This window comes from Pseudomonas sp. 1L-E-NC-VB-C3, assembly GCF_057291535.1.
Window position 1 is genome coordinate 737,373 of the sequence record NZ_JBXAWD010000001.1, and the last position, 15,883, is coordinate 753,255.

Annotated in this window: 14 protein-coding genes; 5 read left to right on the forward strand and 9 right to left on the reverse strand. The window is 60.3% G+C overall.

Annotation, left to right across the window (positions count from 1 at the left end; genetic code table 11):
• The first annotated feature begins 254 nt into the window (after positions 1-254).
• Positions 255-905 (forward strand): hypothetical protein, encoded by a 651-nt coding sequence (locus AC0Z5Z_RS03340; protein ID WP_041476468.1) that lies wholly within the window; start codon positions 255-257, stop codon positions 903-905.
• A gap of 136 nt (positions 906-1,041) precedes the next feature.
• On the opposite strand, the gene AC0Z5Z_RS03345 is transcribed toward AC0Z5Z_RS03340, so the two are convergent.
• The 3 genes from AC0Z5Z_RS03345 to AC0Z5Z_RS03355 all read right to left on the reverse strand — a co-directional run bounded on the left by AC0Z5Z_RS03345 (position 1,042) and on the right by AC0Z5Z_RS03355 (position 4,683).
• Entirely contained in the window at positions 1,042-2,568 is a 1,527-nt protein-coding gene (locus AC0Z5Z_RS03345; protein WP_252868549.1) for a SulP family inorganic anion transporter, read from the reverse strand.
• A gap of 90 nt (positions 2,569-2,658) precedes the next feature.
• Positions 2,659-3,387 carry a carbonic anhydrase gene (locus AC0Z5Z_RS03350; protein WP_016772323.1) on the reverse strand — a complete coding sequence of 243 codons (729 nt, stop codon included), beginning with the start codon at positions 3,385-3,387 and terminating at the stop codon, positions 2,659-2,661.
• Positions 3,388-3,624: 237 nt separating this feature from the next.
• Positions 3,625-4,683 (reverse strand): PA0069 family radical SAM protein, encoded by a 1,059-nt coding sequence (locus AC0Z5Z_RS03355; RefSeq protein WP_252877195.1) that lies wholly within the window; start codon positions 4,681-4,683, stop codon positions 3,625-3,627.
• Between the two features lie 271 nt (positions 4,684-4,954).
• On the opposite strand from AC0Z5Z_RS03355, the gene AC0Z5Z_RS03360 reads away from it, so the two are divergent.
• A complete protein-coding gene (locus tag AC0Z5Z_RS03360) occupies positions 4,955-5,230 on the forward strand; it encodes a hypothetical protein (RefSeq protein ID WP_095182282.1) in 276 nt (91 codons plus the stop codon).
• Positions 5,231-5,289: 59 nt separating this feature from the next.
• Here AC0Z5Z_RS03360 and AC0Z5Z_RS03365 read toward each other — a convergent pair whose 3' ends face one another.
• The 3 genes from AC0Z5Z_RS03365 to AC0Z5Z_RS03375 are packed head-to-tail and all read right to left on the reverse strand — an operon-like array spanning position 5,290 to position 9,137.
• Positions 5,290-6,591 (reverse strand): c-type cytochrome, encoded by a 1,302-nt coding sequence (locus AC0Z5Z_RS03365; protein ID WP_252877196.1) that lies wholly within the window; start codon positions 6,589-6,591, stop codon positions 5,290-5,292.
• Positions 6,592-6,603: 12 nt separating this feature from the next.
• A complete protein-coding gene (locus AC0Z5Z_RS03370; RefSeq protein ID WP_041476464.1) occupies positions 6,604-8,388 on the reverse strand; it encodes a GMC family oxidoreductase in 1,785 nt (594 codons plus the stop codon).
• Positions 8,389-8,390: 2 nt separating this feature from the next.
• Positions 8,391-9,137, reverse strand: a complete 747-nt coding sequence (locus AC0Z5Z_RS03375) for a gluconate 2-dehydrogenase subunit 3 family protein (RefSeq protein ID WP_095182280.1) — start codon at positions 9,135-9,137, stop codon at positions 8,391-8,393.
• A 280-nt stretch (positions 9,138-9,417) separates the two neighbouring features.
• Between AC0Z5Z_RS03375 and AC0Z5Z_RS03380 the strand changes: the two genes are divergently transcribed.
• Positions 9,418-10,065, forward strand: coding sequence for a phosphatase domain-containing protein (locus AC0Z5Z_RS03380; protein ID WP_024015019.1), 648 nt, complete (start codon positions 9,418-9,420; stop codon positions 10,063-10,065).
• Positions 10,066-10,070: 5 nt separating this feature from the next.
• Here AC0Z5Z_RS03380 and AC0Z5Z_RS03385 read toward each other — a convergent pair whose 3' ends face one another.
• From AC0Z5Z_RS03385 to prlC, 3 genes are all read right to left on the reverse strand, one after another.
• Positions 10,071-12,098, reverse strand: a complete 2,028-nt coding sequence (locus AC0Z5Z_RS03385; RefSeq protein ID WP_485610687.1) for a M3 family metallopeptidase — start codon at positions 12,096-12,098, stop codon at positions 10,071-10,073.
• Positions 12,099-12,211: 113 nt separating this feature from the next.
• Positions 12,212-12,502: a YheV family putative zinc ribbon protein gene (locus AC0Z5Z_RS03390; RefSeq protein ID WP_217849913.1), complete on the reverse strand. Its 291-nt coding sequence runs from the start codon at positions 12,500-12,502 to the stop codon at positions 12,212-12,214.
• Positions 12,499-14,550: an oligopeptidase A gene (prlC, locus tag AC0Z5Z_RS03395; protein WP_485610688.1), complete on the reverse strand. Its 2,052-nt coding sequence runs from the start codon at positions 14,548-14,550 to the stop codon at positions 12,499-12,501. Before prlC ends, AC0Z5Z_RS03390 begins: the two co-directional genes overlap by 4 nt.
• Before the next feature lie 89 nt (positions 14,551-14,639).
• On the opposite strand from prlC, the gene AC0Z5Z_RS03400 reads away from it, so the two are divergent.
• Positions 14,640-15,185, forward strand: a complete 546-nt coding sequence (locus AC0Z5Z_RS03400) for a gamma carbonic anhydrase family protein (protein ID WP_485610689.1) — start codon at positions 14,640-14,642, stop codon at positions 15,183-15,185.
• 28 nt (positions 15,186-15,213) lie between these two features.
• Positions 15,214-15,864 carry an HAD family hydrolase gene (locus AC0Z5Z_RS03405; RefSeq protein WP_485610690.1) on the forward strand — a complete coding sequence of 217 codons (651 nt, stop codon included), beginning with the start codon at positions 15,214-15,216 and terminating at the stop codon, positions 15,862-15,864.
• Positions 15,865-15,883 lie beyond the last annotated feature (19 nt).

The window sequence follows — 15,883 nt, forward strand, 5'->3', positions numbered from 1 at the left end:
TCATCAGCTAACTCCATTCATTGGCGAGTATAGACAGCGCCCGGGATTTGCAACCCGGGCACGTAAATGAGCTGAAACACCCGGCGCTTGCGTTCAAGTGCCCGAATGGAGAAGGATGCAGACGAGTGGTGGCGAATGGATATAACGCAGCTGCATCAAGGATGAAATAATTATGACAAATGCGTCTTAGCGTTTTTCGTAAGCCAGCTAAGTTATGTCTTCCCTATTTCATTGCCTTGTTTCCTGGAGTTTTCATGAACACCGCCGCATTGCGCGAGCAGATCCAACAAGCCCAACAGCACGAAAAAGACACCGGCCTGCTGACCCGTCAGCTGGAAAGCAAGCTGCCTCACCTGCACCCGGCGATCCAGTTGCCGGAAGCCGACGCCCAGGGCGTTCTGACACGTTTTGTCGCCGCCTACATCGATGAAGTACCAGACCTGCTGGATGCAGCCAATGAAGTCGCCAGGGAAGCGGGAATCGAATCGCAGATCAAACCGGTGCTGAAGATCGCCGAGCAGTATTTCCTCCAGCCGCCGGCGATCATGGCTGGGCACGTCGGCCTGGACAGCCTGCTCGACGAGGCCTATCTGGCACACCGTTTTGTCGAAGAGGTCAACGACCTGTACATCAAGCATTTCGGCCAGCCATTGATCCCCTTGGACATGACGGTCGCCAACCTGATTGCTCACCAATTGATCGGTGAGGAATTCGCCAACCAACTGGACGAAGCGGTGCATCACGCGATTGACGAGATGCTCAACGAGGAAAGTTTTGCCCTGGAATCGGTAGAAGCCTACCGCGAAAAACTCAGCAGCCCGGACACTGGCGCGGCGTGGAAACGCTGGCCGTGCATGAGCCGCCGGTTGGGTGTGGGCCTCGAGCTCGATCAGCCTGCTGCGTAACCCTCATACACCATAGATGCAATGTGGGAGCGAGCCTGCTCGCGAATGCGGTCGATCATTCAACATCTCTGTTGGCTGATACACCGCTTTCGCGAGCAGGCTCGCTCCCACAGGGTTTGTGCTCAGGCAGGAAGATCTAGCCAGCCGCACCAATCCCGGTATTGGTCCGCACCCGCCCCTCAAGCCGTCGCTTCAACCCGCGCGATTCGATCAACAGCTTCGAACCCTTGGCCGCATTCGCCCGGCCCCATTCCTCAAGCAACTCGAGACACGAATGGTCGATGTAGCTCAGGTTGTTGAGCGGCACATGCACCGTCGTGCCGTGGGGAATGCTGCCCAGCACTTGAGTCAGCGCCGGCACTTTGAGGAACGTCGCCGCGCCGACCAGACGCAATTCCATCTCGCCGTCCTGCGGCAGGTCGATCAGGCTGATCTTAAGGCGCGAAGCCTTGAATGCCAGCTTCAACATTGTCAGACCGAAGCCGATCAGCACACCGGTGAGCAGGTCAGTGAAGATGATCGCCAACGCTGTAGCGGCGTAGGTGAACATCGGCATCCGCCCGTACCGACCCAGACCACGGAAGGCTTTCAGGTCGACCAGTTTGAAACCGGTATACACCAGCACACCCGCCAGGCTCGCCACCGGAATGCTTTGCAGCACGCTCGACAGCAACAGCACGAATGCCAGCAGCCACAGGCCATGGAAAATCGTCGAGTAGCGTGTGGTCGCACCGGCCTGGACGTTGGCCGAACTGCGCACGATCACCCCGGTCATCGGCAGCGCGCCGACCAGACCGCAGAGCATGTTGCCGACACCTTGCGCCGACAGTTCACGGTCGAAGTCCGAACGCACGCCGCTGTGCATGCGGTCCACCGCAGCGGCGGACAACAGGGTTTCGGCACTGGCGATAAACGCCACGGCGAACGCGGCAACCAGCAGTGTCGGGTCGGCCAGATTCATCAGGTCGGCCGGCTTGAGCCAATCGATCGCTTCGGCCAGGTTCGCCGGTACCTCAACGCGCTTGACCTGCAACGCCAGCAGCAGACTCGCCACGGTGGCCAGACCCACACCGAGCAATGCGCCGGGAATGAAGCGCAGCGAATGCGGGCGGAATTTTTCCCACAGCCACATCACCGCAATCGTCGACAGACCGAGCAGACCCGCCTGCCAGCCGAACGATGGCAAGGCTTGCGCTACGGCCGCCGGGAACGCCGTGAGGTTGTCGAGACCGGAAGGCTGCGGCTTGGCATCGAGCATCACATGGATTTGCGAGAGCACAATCAACACGCCAATGCCCGCGAGCATGCCGTAGACCACTGCTGGCGCCGTGACCCGAAACCAGCAGCCAAGCTTCAGCCGCCCGGCGACCAGTTGCAGAAAACCGGCGAGCAGCAGGATCGGCCCGAGCATCTCGATGCCATGCTGGCGCACCAGCTCGAAAACCAGCACCGCCAGACCCGCCGCCGGACCGCTGACCTGCAACGGCGAGCCCGCCAGCCAACCGACCACCAGACCGCCGATGATGCCGGTGATCAGACCTTTTGCCGGCGGCAGCCCTGACGCAATCGCGATGCCCATGCACAGCGGCAGGGCGACCAGAAACACAACCACGGAGGCGAGCAGCTCCCGTGGCAACACAGCTTTCAATTGAGCCGCACGCATGGCGATTCTCCCGAAGTTTTCTTCAGGCGTGGCGAGGCCGGACCGCTGAATCAGCGGCCGGCGTCATACCACACAGATTGTTGGGAAGATTTAGAAGCGCGCTTTGGGCGTCGCCACAGGAATCGGATGGCTGCCGTCGAGAGGCAGGAAACGACCCTGGTCCGCGTCGTAAGCTTTGATTTCGCTGGTTTCGATGTTGTAGACCCAGCCATGGATGAACAGATGACCGTTCGCCATGCGCGAGGCTACCGAAGGATGGGTACGCAAGTGCTGCAGTTGGGCGATGACGTTTTCCTCGGTGAGGATCGGCATGCTGTCTTTTTCGTCGGTGCAGTTGCAGTTGTCGTGCACCATGGTTTTCGCGACTTCAGCGTGGCGCAGCCAGGCTTTGACCGTCGGCATTTTTTCCAGGCTGTCGGGGTTGAGTACCGCGCGCATGGCGCCGCAATCGGAGTGGCCGCAAATGATGATGTGCTGCACGCCCAGCGCCAGTACCGCGTATTCGATCGCGGTGGAGACGCCGCCGTTCATCTGACCGTAGGGCGGCACCACGTTGCCGACGTTACGGGTAACGAACAGATCGCCCGGCGAGCTCTGGGTGATCAGCTCGGGAACGATGCGCGAGTCGGCGCAAGTGATGAACATCGCCTTGGGCGCCTGAGCGGTGGCGAGCTTCTTGAACAGTTCTTCCTGCTGCGGAAAAACGTCATGATGAAAGCGTAAAAAGCCATCAACGATCTGTCGCAGTGCTGCATCGGCGGATTGTGCTTCAGGGCTTTGCGCCGAGGCAGCCAACGACTGTTTATCCTTGTCACTCATGATTCATCCTCTTGTGCGGATTCAGGGAGTCTTCCCCGGTATTCCGGTATGAAGCCAGTGGCTGTTTAAACCATCCGGGTCATCCCGACCCGTCAGTCACTCGATGAACAAGGTAGCCGCCGAAACTTAACTGAAACTGAATCAAACGCTCTAGAACGTGTGTTCCAGGTCACAAAAAACGTGACTGGCGTGTTTCGGCGGAAGGATTCCAACCCGTCAACCCAAAGCCAATTGTCGCTAAATCAACGACATCTGGCGACCCGGCGGACAGAAGGCCGAGCAGTCGAGGTTATAGCCCTCGCGTTTGTTCAGGCCAAGCTTTTTGATGGCCTTGGCAAATCTTTGTGCGAGCAGGTCTGCAAACGGTCCTTCACCGCGCATGCGCGCACCGAAACGGCTGTCGTAGAGTTCGCCGCCGCGACTCTGGCGGATCAGGCTCAGCACATGGGCGGCACGTTGCGGATAGTGCGCCTGCAACCACTCCTCGAACAGCGGCGCGACTTCCAGCGGCAGGCGCAGCATCATGTAGGCAGCGCTTTGCGCACCGGCGGCGTGGGCCTCGGTGAGCAGGCTTTCGATCTCACTGTCATTGATCATCGGAATCATCGGCGAACACAGCACGCCTACTGGAATGCCTGCTTCGTGCATCACCCGGATCGCACGCAAGCGTGCCTTGGGCGCAGCGGCGCGTGGTTCAAGGATGCGTTTGAGTTCGTCGTCCAGGGTGGTCAGGCTGATCATCACCGACACCAGCCGTTGCTGCGCCAACTCGGTCAGCAAATCGAGATCGCGCAGAATCAGCGAACCTTTGGTGACAATGGTCACCGGATGCCGGTAACGCAGCAGCACTTCCAGGGTCTGACGGGTGATTTTGTATTCGCGCTCGATGGGCTGATACGGGTCGGTATTGGAGCCGAGATTGATCGGCGCACATTGATAGCCGGGTTTGCTCAGTTGTTCTTCAAGGATCTGGGCGGCATTGGTCTTGGCAATCAGCCGGGTTTCGAAATCCAGGCCCGGCGACATGTCCCAATAGGCGTGGCTGGGGCGTGCGTAGCAATAGATGCAGCCGTGTTCGCAGCCGCGATAGGGATTGAGCGAACGGTCGAAGGGCAGATCCGGCGAGGTGTTGCGGCTGATGATCGATTTGGCCTTCTCGATGATCACTTCGGTGTTTTGCGTCTCTGGCACTTCCTGATACCAGCCGTCGTCCTCGGCCACCGAACGACTGGGCGCAAAGCGGTTGTGCGGGTTGGTCGCGGTGCCGCGACCGCGAGGTGGCAATGGAATAGACATGAAAACGCCCCGATACTGTATATGCGCACAGTATCGGGGCGATCGTCATCTGGCTAGTGCCGCCGGGCGAGTGGTCAGTTGTGGTTGTTCATGTCCGCTATGTTCGCGGAGAGGAACAGCATTCAGGGCTTTCTCTGATCGTAACCGACGTTCTCACAACTGTGTGCACATACACCCTGTCAGATATGACAGTAGACGTGGTTGCAAGCGCCGTCTTAGGTTAAAGCCTCATGACTAATAACGTCTTGCCAACCGGAATGGATTGAATGTGATGCCAATCAGAATTTTGCTTGAAATTGCAGACATGGAACGCGACGGAAGTCCCGAGGTTGTTTTTTATCATTATGGCGATAACGCCACCGAAATGATGGACTACGACTACGCGCTATTTGCCTCTTCATCGCAGGCAAACGATCGCTATGACCTGCTTTCCGAAGAGGTTATCGATAGCGACGGGGATGGCGATATCGATAACCATGACAAGAGACTGTACTTGCAGTTGGCGGATGCGTTTGTGCAGTTCAGAGGTCTGAAATCGACACGATGAACACCGCTGACTCAACATGCGAAGTCATGTCGTGCCAGCGGTCTGTCGACACATTTCGCTCAGTTATGCGAGGTGAGCTGCCCAAGATCGTCACCGGAGGTCTGCTTCATATCCTCCGTACGCAACTCGGCAACATCGGCAGCTTTCACCGGCGCACCCTTGTTGCCCCAGCTGCCACGGATGAAACTCACCACATCCGCGACTTCCTGATCCGACAGGCGCCAGGCGAAACCGGGCATTGTGAAGGTCGATGGCGCGGTGTGCGTTGCCGGCAAAGTCCCGCCCTTGAGCACGATATGAATCAGCGAGGTCGGATCGTCGGTTTGCAGCACCGGATTGCCCGCCAGCGCCGGGAACACCCGTGTGTAGCCATGGCCGTCGGTACGGTGGCAGGCGGCGCAGTTGTCGATGTACACCGACGCGCCGCGTTGGCTGTCGTCGCCGTTCCACAGCGCTTTGGCCACTTTCTCGTCGTACTGATGCGGCTGATCCGCCGGGTCATTGGCCGGCAGTGATTTGAGATAGCGGGCAATCGCGGTGAGGTCGGCGTCGCTCATGTACTGCATGCTGTGGGTGACCACATCGCTCATGCCGCCGAACACTGCGCTGCGATCACTGCGCCCGGTCTTGAGGAATTGCACCAGTTGTTCTTCGCTCCAGCTGCCGAGGCCATCCTTGTGATCGCCGCGCAGGCTCTTGGCGATCCAGCCTTCCAGCGGCGCACTGCCGGCGAGGAATTCGCTGCCGTCCGCCGCGCTCAGGGATTTTTCCTGCATGGTCAGCGCACGCGGGGTGTGACAGGCGCCGCAGTGGCCGAGGCCTTCGACCAGGTACGCGCCACGATCGATCACCGGATCGGCCGACGTGGCCTGGTAATCCTCGACCTTCGGCGCGAACAGCCAGCGCCAGCCCATCAGCGGCCAGCGCATGCTCAACGGCCAGGGAATGTCGCTGGCCTTGTTCTCCTGCGCCACCGGTTCGACGCCGTGCATGAAGTAGGCGTACAGCGCTTGCATGTCGGCCTGGTTGACCCGCGCGTAGGACGGATACGGCATCGCCGGGTACAACGTGCTGCCGTTTTTGGCCACACCGTGGCGCACGGCCTGATCGAAGTCTTCGAAGCTGTAGTCGCCCAGACCGGTCTTGTCCGGGGTGATGTTGGTCGAGTAGATCGTGCCGATCGGCGTCTCCATTGGCAGACCGCCGGCGAACGGCTTGCCGCCCTTGGCCGTGTGGCAGGCCACGCAGTCACCGGCGCGGGCAAGGTATTCGCCTTTTTTGATCAAGGCTTGATCAACTTCAGCCGCATGGATAGCGGCGCTGCCAAGCAGCGCCAGGGTCGCGATAACGAAAGTTTTCATGGTCATCGCTCCTTAAGCCTGTACCAGCGGGCCGGGGTTTTTCAGGTATTGCTCGCGGATCGCTTTTGCCGACCAGTAGGTCAGCGCCGCCACCAGCCCGGTCGGGTTGTAGCCCAGGCCCTGCGGGAACGCCGAGGCGCCCGGGACGAATACGTTGTGCACGTCCCAGCTCTGCAAATAGCGGTTCAGGGCGCTGGTCTTCGGATCGGTGCCCATGATCGCGCCACCGTTGAGGTGGGTGGTCTGGTACGAGGCGGTGTTGAAGTGATCGCCGACCTGCTTGCCGATCACTGCAATGGCTTTCGGGCCCATGGCTTGGGCGATCTTGCCCATTTTCTCGACCATGAAGCGGTTCATCTTGATGTCGTTTTCCTGCCAGTCGAAAGTCATGCGCAGCAGCGGCAGGCCGTAGGCATCGCGGTACACCGGATCGAGATCGAGGTAGTTGCCACGGTAGGATTGATGCGCGCCGTGGGCGTCCATCGACACCTGGTGGGTGTAGTAATCGGCGGTGGCGCGTTTCCATGCGCTGCCCCAGGCCGGTGTGCCCGGCGGGTTCGAGGTGCCGGCAATCGGTCGACTGCCAGCCTGGTTGACCCACATCGGCGAACCGCCGACGAAGCCGTGCGGCCCGTGGTCGAAGTTGTCGGCGTTGAAATCGTCCACCGCCACGCCGTTGCCGCCGGCGCCAATGAAGTTGTTGGTGTGGGTGTCCTTGTCGAAAAAGGCTTTGATGGTCGCCATGTTCTGATAGGCGAAGTTACGCCCGACCACGCCTTCGCCGCTGATCGGGTCGTACGGTTTGCCGATCCCGGACAGCAGCATCAGACGCACGTTGTGCAACTGGAATGCGCCGAGGATCACCAAATCCGCCGGCTGCTCGATCTCGCGGCCCTGGCCATCGATGTAGGTGACGCCGGTGGCTTTGCTTTTCGTGCTGTCGAGATTGACCCGCAGCACATGGGAGTTGGGCCGCAGCTCGAAATTCGGCAGGGGCTTGAGCGCCGGCAGAATGTTCACGTTCGGCGAGGCCTTGGAATACATGTAGCAGACGTAGCCGCTGCAGAACCCGCAGAAGTTGCATGGCCCCATCTGTGCGCCGTAGGGATTGGTGTACGGCCCCGAAGTATTAGCCGAAGGCAGGTTGTAGGGTTTGTAACCGACTTCTGTGGCCGCTTTGCCGAAAAGCTGTGCGGATACGGTGTTCTTCTGCGCTTCAAGCGGAAACGGATTGGAGCGATCCGCCGCATAAGGGTTACCGCCCTTGCCCTGACCGACCAGTTGGCCTTTCACCGTCCAGGCCTGGCCGGAGGTGCCGAAGACTTTTTCCGCGAAGTCGAAAAACGGTTCCAGCTCTTCATAGCTGACGCCGAAATCCTGGATGGTCATGTCTTTGGGGATGAAGCTTTTGCCGTAGCGTTCTTCGTAGTGGCTGCGCATACGCAACTCGATCGGGTCGACGCGAAAGTGCACGCCCGACCAGTGCAGACCGGCGCCGCCGACGCCGTTACCCGGCAAAAACGCGCCCAACTGGCGGTTGGGCAGGGCGATGTCGTTGACGCTGTGGCGAATGGTCACCGTCTCTTTGGAGATGTCCTGAAAGAGTTTCTTGCGCACGCTGTAGGTGAGTTCGTCGATCACCTGTGGATAGTTGCCGTCGGGGTAGGTGTCCTGCATCGGCCCGCGCTCCAGCGCCAGCACGTTGAGGCCCGCCTCGGTGAGCTCCTTGGCCATGATCGCGCCCGTCCAGCCGAAACCGACGATGACTGCATCAACCTTCTTCATTACCGTTGCCATGCTTACGCCCTCTCGCCGCGAATCGACACTGCCGGGAAGGGGTATTGCTCGTTGCGTTCCACCCAATCCATGAAATCGGCGCGGGCGCCGGGGAAACCGATCATGGTCCAGCCGACCATGCCTTTATTGCCACCGTGGATCGGGTCGCAGAAGAAACCTTCCTTGGTGTTTTGCAGCAGCAGATTGAAGAAAATCTTCGCCGGCACCGCGTCGAACTGCGGTTTGCCGGCTTCCAGTTGCTTGAGCAAATCGTCTCGGGTAGCGCTGTCTTGCTCGGCAAATGTTTTACCGCTCAGACCTTTTACCCACTGATCCGTGGCGGCGATGCCGAGGCGATAGATGTCTTTGGGCACCAGTTTGCTCTGCCAGCCCATCTCCGGTGCCGCGTCGGCATTGAACGGGCCTTGCATGTACCACAGGGCACCGGCGGCGTACGGGGTGTTCATCTGCCGGTCGATGTATTCCGGCACGCCCGCTTCGAGGGCACCGGGGCCTTGTGCGTCGTTGGGGATCAACTGGGCGACGGCGGCATTGATGAATGCCCATTCTTCAGCGGTGAAAAAGCTCGGCTGATAATCACCCGCGCCAACAGCGGCAGGTTTTGCTGCGGCCGGCGCCGGTGTACTTTCAGGTGCGGCTTGCAGCACGCTGCTGCCCAGGCCGGTACCGGCAAGCGTGACCACCGGAATCAGGGTCAGGGATTTGCGCAAGAATTCACGCCGCGGGTTGTCTCGATCTTGATCAGACATGGGGGGCACCTCATCAGGCATAGAAGTCAGCCGCTTCTGCGAGCAGCTCGAGGAATTTTGCGTTGCGACGATCAGGGTTCGGTCGGGTAAAAGCCGATCCCTCTGCAACATCATGTGACAAATGGTAGCAGGCTAAGCATCAAGAAAAACCGTTTGCACGGAAAAAAGCCCGGCGCGGCGACGATTCACGTTTCTTTGACGGCCGGCTCACGGCGCGTTGACCGCTCAAAAGCGAAGCTGCAATTCCTCCCATGAAGATTGCCGAAACGGTCAGCCCAGCATGTCTCGAGTGCGCTTTTTCCCCGCGTTATGTTTTTCGCTTGTTGCACTGTTGCATGGCATTGCCGCCCGGGCGGCCGACGCCACGCCATCTCGCCCGGCCGAGTGGGCACAGCCGGTTGAGGCGCAGTTCAACCTGTTCCGCATGTCACCGACGCTGTATCGCAGCGCCTTGCCCAGCCGCAGTGCGGTGCCGCTGTTGAACGATCTGCATGTCGTCACCGTAATCAACTTCCTGCCTGACGCTGATAGCGACTGGCTCTCCGCGCCGGGCATCAAGCAGGTGCAACTGCCATATCGCACCAACCACGTCGACGACAGCGATGTGCTCAAGGCTCTGCGCGCGATTCAGTCCGCCGAAGCTGACGGCCCGGTGCTCATGCACTGCAAGCACGGTTCTGACCGCACCGGTCTGATGGCGGCGATGTACCGGGTGGTGGTGCAGGGCTGGAGCAAAGAGCAGGCGCTCAAGGAAATGACCGAGGGCGGTTTTGGTGACAGTCAGCATTTCCACGACAGCGTGCGCTACGTGATGCAGGCCGATGTTGATCGGTTGCACGAAGCCCTGATCAATGGCGAATGCAGCACCAGTGCATTCGCCATGTGTTCGATGAAGAGCTGGTTCGACTCGGCGCACGTCCAGCGTTGATCAGTTCAATCGGCTGGCGCAGGAAACAGTGCGCTGTCGATGGGTTTTCCGAGAAAGGCTTGCAGTGCGGCGGGCAGTGCCTGCCTGTCCCCCGAGAGCAGGTGTTCGCGCATGTCGCGGCCCGTCTGTTCGTTGAACAGACCTTCACGTTCGAAGCGCTTGAACGCCTCGCTCGCCAGCACACCCGACCATTTGTAGGCGTACAGCGAAGCCTCATAACCGGTAACCAGATAATCGCAGCTGTTGGCGAAGCGGCAGTAGGCCGGGATGGACAGGTGCGCGAACTCACTTTGCACATCCTCGACTACTTGCTGAACAGTGCGACCGTCACCGTGACAGCGGTGCAGTTCGAAGTCGACCAGCGCGTTCAGCAACAGCATTGCCGTCTCCCGGCTGCGCTGGATGCCTGTGGCGGAAAACGCGGTATTGGCCTGCGCTTCGGACAGACGCTCACCGCTCTGGTGATGCGTACCCAGCCAGCGCAGGAATTGCCCGGATAACGCCCATTTTTCGAACAGTTGCCCGACAAACTCGGCAGCGTCGCGGCTCAGATGCGAAATGCCGGACAGGTTGTAATGCGGCGAACGCGTCAGCACATGATGCAGGCAATGGCCGAATTCGTGCAGCAGAACACGCAGATCCTGCGGATCCAGCAGGTAGGGTTGCCCGTTTGCGGCCGCCGTGTAATTGCATTGAAGCGAGGCAATCGGCAGTAATGGTCGGCCTTCGGCGGTGATCCGTCGATTGCGCAGTACACCGGTCCAGGCATAGTCGTTGCCCGCGTCGCGGTGGAACGGGTCGATGTAGATGTAACCAACCGGTTGCTGACGCTCGCTGATTTCGAACAGGCGAACATTTTCGGCGAAACGCTCGTGGACGGTATTTTCGCTGATGCTGATACCGAACATATGCTCGCTGAAGCGGCAGAGGCTGTGCAGTGTGGCTTGCAGCGCGAAGAACTCGCGCAGGTCCTGCTCCGTGCCGCCGGACTGCTTCAGGCGTAATTGCTCGGCGAGGAAATCGTGATCCCACGCTTCTAGCTGTTCAACCCCGTGCTCGCGGGCCAAGGCCTGCAAATCATCGGTCTCGCCCGCCAGTGACACGGCATTGCGGGCGATCTGCTGGCGCAGAAAACGACCAACCTGATCGGTACCGGTGGCCATCCGGTTGTGCAGCCGCAGGTGGGCAAAGTTGTCAAAACCCAAGAGCCGGGCTTTGGCATGACGTGCGGCCAGCAGTTTTTCCAGCACCGGGCCGTTATCGAAGCGACCGGCCTGTGGCCCCTGATCCGAAGCGCGGGTGCACCAGGCTTTGAAATACTCCTCGCGCAGTCCGCGGTGTTGTGCCCGCCTCATGACCTGTTGGTAAGTGTTCTGATCCAGGGTCAGCCGCCACCCGGGCAGGCCGGCCTTGTCGGCATTGGCGGCCAGATGCGCCTGCATTTCGGCCGGCAGTCCCGTCAACAGCGCTGCATCGTCGATGTCCTTGCTCCATGCCGCGTTGACCGATCTGAGGTTACTCATGAAGCGCTTTTCCAGCAGATCGATTTCGCCGTTCAGTCGCGCCAGATCCTTGCGCTGCGCACTCGACAATTCACTGCCGGCCAAGTGAAACCGGCGCAGGATTTTCGCCAGCGAGGCTTTGCGTGCATCGCTGAAGCTGGCGGCTATGGAGCTCTGTGCCAATCGTTGATAAACCTGGAGCAACTGTCGATTGCCGGCCTTCGCAGTCTTGTAACGCTGCGCGGCGTGCGTACTCAGGGCTTCCTGCATCAACCACTGGGGCTCATCGGCATGACTGATCGAGAGGAATTCGATGATCGCCATGGTTTCATCCAGGCGCGCATCGGCTTCATCGATGGCAATTACCACGTCGTCCCAGTTGGGATGATCGACCTGAGTGGCGATGACGTTTTCGATGATCAGCAGGTTGTCGGCAACGATGCGCTCGACTGCTGGCAGCAGATGTTCGGCGCGTATCGCCGCCCAGGGCGGCAACTGCCAATGTTGCAGGAGTGGGTTGGTGTCAGGCATGGCGTCTTCCGTGAGAGAGGGCTGGATTGGCCAGCCTAATCAGGAAGCGCAGAGGCAAGGTGGTGAATAGATACCGCCACCTGCCGACGATGATCGGCAGGCAGCGGTCGTTGTCATTGTTGCTCGTCGGACTTTTTCTTCAACTTGGGGTTGGGGAAGAACTGCACCGCCTGAACCTTTTTGTCGGCGGCAGGTTTCAGCGCGCTGGTATTGACCCGCGTGCCCAGCTCTTTGGGCACCGACAGGCCCTGCTCGTTGAGCGTGTCGGAGTAACCGCAGGCCACGCATTCGCGGTGCGGCACGCCGTCTTCGTTCCACATCATCAACTTGTCCGGCTCGCTGCACGCCGGGCAGACTGCCCCGGCGATAAAGCGCTTCTTGGTGATCAGTGGGCCGTCGCTCATGCTGCCGCGTCCTCACTCAGGCCGCTGTGGCGCAGCAGCGCGTCGATCGACGGCTCACGGCCCCGGAAATCGACGAACAGCACCATCGGTGCCTGCGAGCCGCCGCGCGCCAGAATCGCTTCGCGGAACGCACGACCGGTTTCAGCGTTGAGCACGCCGTCCTCCTCGAATTTCGAGAAGGCGTCGGCGGACAACACTTCGGCCCACTTGTAGCTGTAGTAACCGGCTGCGTAACCGCCGGCGAAAATGTGCGCAAAGCTGTTAGGGAAGCGGTTGTACGCCGGTGGACGCATCACCGACACCTCGTCACGCACGCCCTCCAGCACTTGGGCCACGCTGCGGCCATCGCCGTGGGTGGCGTGCAGTTCGAAGTCGAACAGCGAAAACTCCAGCTGACGCACCATCATCAGCCCGGACTGGAAATTCTTCGCCGCGAGCATTTTTTCCAGCAGGTCCTGCGGCAGTGGCTCGCCGGTCTCGTAGTGGCAGGAGATCAGCGCGAGGCCTTCCGGCTCCCAGCACCAGTTTTCCATGAACTGGCTTGGCAGCTCGACCGCATCCCAGGCCACGCCATTGATGCCGGATACGCCAGCGTGTTCGACGCGGGTCAGCAGGTGATGCAGGCCGTGGCCGAACTCGTGGAACAGCGTGGTCACTTCATCGTGGGTCAGCAGCGCAGGCTTGCCGCTGTCGGCCGGGGTGAAGTTGCACACCAGATTGGCCACCGGGCTTTGCAGCACGCCGTCGACGGTGCGACGACGGTCGCGGGCGCCGTCCATCCATGCGCCGCCACGCTTGTTGGCGCGGGCATACAGGTCGAAGAAGAAGCGGCCGACGTGCTGGCCGTTTTCCTTGATCTCGAACAGGCGGACGTCCGGATGCCAGGTGTCGAAGCCTTTCTGCTCGGCGATCTCGATGCCGTACAAACGCTGGACGATGGCGAACAGACCGCTCAGGACCTTATCGATCGGGAAGTAGGCACGCAGGGTTTCCTGGGCGACGCTGTAACGCTGCTCGCGAAGTTTTTCACCGTAGAAACCACTGTCCCAGCTTTGCAGATCGGCGCAGCCCTGTTCGGCAGCGTAAGCGCGCAGCTGTTGCAGATCCTGCGCGGCGAACGGCTTGCTGCGCTGGGCCAGATCACGCAGGAAGCTCAGCACCTGATCGCTGGATTCGGCCATTTTCGTCGCCAGGCTCAGCTCGGCGAAACTGGCGAAGCCCAGCAGTCGGGCCAGTTCCTGGCGCAGGTCGAGGATCTCTTCCATCACCGGGCCGTTGTCGTTCTGGCCGGCATTCGGGCCTTGATCCGAGGCACGGGTGCAGTAGGCGGCGTAGACTTCTTCGCGCAGCGCGCGGTCTTGCGCGTAGGTCATCACCGCGTAATAGCTGGGGAATTCCAGAGTGATCAACCAGCCATCCAGACCTTTGGCCTGGGCGGCGGCAGCCATTTGCGCCTTGGCCGAATCGGTCAGGCCGGCGAGGGCGGCTTCATCGGTAATATGTTTGGTCCACGCCTGAGTGGCGTCGAGCAATTGGTTGGAGAAGCGGCTGCCGAGCTCGGACAGCTTGCTCTGCACTTCGGCGTAACGTTTCTGCTCGGCTTCCGGCAGGTCGATACCCGACAGGCGGAAATCGCGCAGGGCGTGTTCCAGAATGGTTTTTTGCGCGACGTCGAAACTGGCAGCTTCCGGACTGTTGGCCAGCGCTTCATACGCCTGGAACAGTTCGCGGTTCTGGCCCATTTCGGTGGAGTAGGCGCTCAGGGCCGGCAGGCACGACTCGTAGGCTTCACGCAATTCGGCGCTGTTGCACACGGCGTTAAGATGGCTGACCGGGCTCCATGCCGCACCGAGGCGATCGTTGAGTTCGTCCATCGCCAGCACCAGACCGGCCCAGGTCGGGTTCTTGCCCTGAGTCTTGAGAATTTCGGCGATGGCGGCGCGGTTGTCCGCGAGGATGGTTTCGATGGCGGGCAGGACGTGTTCGGCACGGATCGTGGAGAACGGCGGCAGGTCGTAGGACTGCAAAAGAGGGTTGTTCACGCTCACGGTTGGCACCTTGGCTGGAAGAAACATGCGCCCATCTTAATTACAATCGACACTCACCGCAGCTATCGGCGACAGAGAGAGAACTAATCGTGTCCCTTCGCAAATATCAGAATCACACACCCCGCTTGAGCAACGGCGCATTCGTCGACGGTTCGGCGGTGGTGATCGGCGACGTCGAAATTGGCGCAGACAGCTCGGTCTGGCCGCTGACGGTGATCCGTGGCGACATGCACCGCATCCGCATCGGTGCGCGCACCAGCGTGCAGGACGGCTGCGTGCTGCACATCACCCACGCCGGCCCGTTCAACCCGGACGGCTTTCCATTGCTGATCGGCGACGACGTGACCATCGCCCACAAGGTCATGCTGCACGGCTGCACCGTTGGCAGCCGCGTATTGATCGGCATGGGCAGCATCGTCATGGACGGTGCCGTGGTGGAAGACGATGTGATCATCGGCGCCGGCAGCCTGGTGCCGCCGGGCAAGCGCCTGCAGAGCGGCTTCCTGTATGTCGGCAGCCCGGTCAAGCAAGTGCGGGCGCTGACCGACAAGGAAAACGCCTTCTTCACCTACAGCGCGGCGAATTACGTCAAGCTCAAGGAACTGCATCTGGCCGAAGGCTACGACCAGCTCTGAATCGCCCTACACCTGCTCGGGAATTTCCATGCATTACCAGACTGTACTGTTCGACCTCGATGGCACCCTGACCGACCCGCGTGAGGGCATCACCCGCTCAATTCAATTTGCCTTGGCCAATCTCGGCATCGACGAGCCGGACCTGAGCAAACTGGAACACTTCATCGGCCCGCCGCTGCTGCAAGCGTTCATGCAGTTTTACGATTTCGACGAGGCCAAGGCCTGGGAAGCGGTGAATTTCTACCGTGAGCGCTTCAAGGTCACCGGCCTCTATGAGAATCGGGTGTTCGACGGGGTGACGCCGTTGCTGGAAACCTTGAGCGGGCAGGGGCGGCAGTTGTACATCGCCACCTCCAAACCGTGGGTGTTCGCCCGCGAGATCGCCCGACACTTCGACTTCGCCCGCCACTTCAAGGTGATCTACGGCAGCGAGCTGGACGGCACGCGGACCAACAAGGTTGAGTTGATTGCGCATCTGCTTGAGGAAGAACGCCTGGACCCGGCACAGACCCTGATGATCGGTGATCGCAAGCATGACCTGATCGGCGCGCGCAGCAATGGTCTCGATGCAGCGGCGGTGGGCTATGGGTTTGGCAGCTTCGAGGAATTGAACGCCGAATCGCCGGCTTATCACTTTGAAACTTTGGATGCGTTGCATCAGGCTTTTTTGCAGCGCTGAGCAGATGGCTATCGCTGGC

What these genes read in the sequence shown, in the direction of transcription:
- AC0Z5Z_RS03340 (WP_041476468.1), top strand. Translation starts at nt 255, where the DNA reads ATGAACACCGCCGCATTGCGCGAGCAGATCCAACAAGCCCAACAGCAC.
- AC0Z5Z_RS03345 (WP_252868549.1), bottom strand. Translation starts at nt 2,568, where the DNA reads ATGCGTGCGGCTCAATTGAAAGCTGTGTTGCCACGGGAGCTGCTCGCC.
- AC0Z5Z_RS03350 (WP_016772323.1), bottom strand. Translation starts at nt 3,387, where the DNA reads ATGAGTGACAAGGATAAACAGTCGTTGGCTGCCTCGGCGCAAAGCCCT.
- AC0Z5Z_RS03355 (WP_252877195.1), bottom strand. Translation starts at nt 4,683, where the DNA reads ATGTCTATTCCATTGCCACCTCGCGGTCGCGGCACCGCGACCAACCCG.
- AC0Z5Z_RS03360 (WP_095182282.1), top strand. Translation starts at nt 4,955, where the DNA reads ATGCCAATCAGAATTTTGCTTGAAATTGCAGACATGGAACGCGACGGA.
- AC0Z5Z_RS03365 (WP_252877196.1), bottom strand. Translation starts at nt 6,591, where the DNA reads ATGAAAACTTTCGTTATCGCGACCCTGGCGCTGCTTGGCAGCGCCGCT.
- AC0Z5Z_RS03370 (WP_041476464.1), bottom strand. Translation starts at nt 8,388, where the DNA reads ATGGCAACGGTAATGAAGAAGGTTGATGCAGTCATCGTCGGTTTCGGC.
- AC0Z5Z_RS03375 (WP_095182280.1), bottom strand. Translation starts at nt 9,137, where the DNA reads ATGTCTGATCAAGATCGAGACAACCCGCGGCGTGAATTCTTGCGCAAA.
- AC0Z5Z_RS03380 (WP_024015019.1), top strand. Translation starts at nt 9,418, where the DNA reads ATGTCTCGAGTGCGCTTTTTCCCCGCGTTATGTTTTTCGCTTGTTGCA.
- AC0Z5Z_RS03385 (WP_485610687.1), bottom strand. Translation starts at nt 12,098, where the DNA reads ATGCCTGACACCAACCCACTCCTGCAACATTGGCAGTTGCCGCCCTGG.
- AC0Z5Z_RS03390 (WP_217849913.1), bottom strand. Translation starts at nt 12,502, where the DNA reads ATGAGCGACGGCCCACTGATCACCAAGAAGCGCTTTATCGCCGGGGCA.
- AC0Z5Z_RS03405 (WP_485610690.1), top strand. Translation starts at nt 15,214, where the DNA reads ATGCATTACCAGACTGTACTGTTCGACCTCGATGGCACCCTGACCGAC.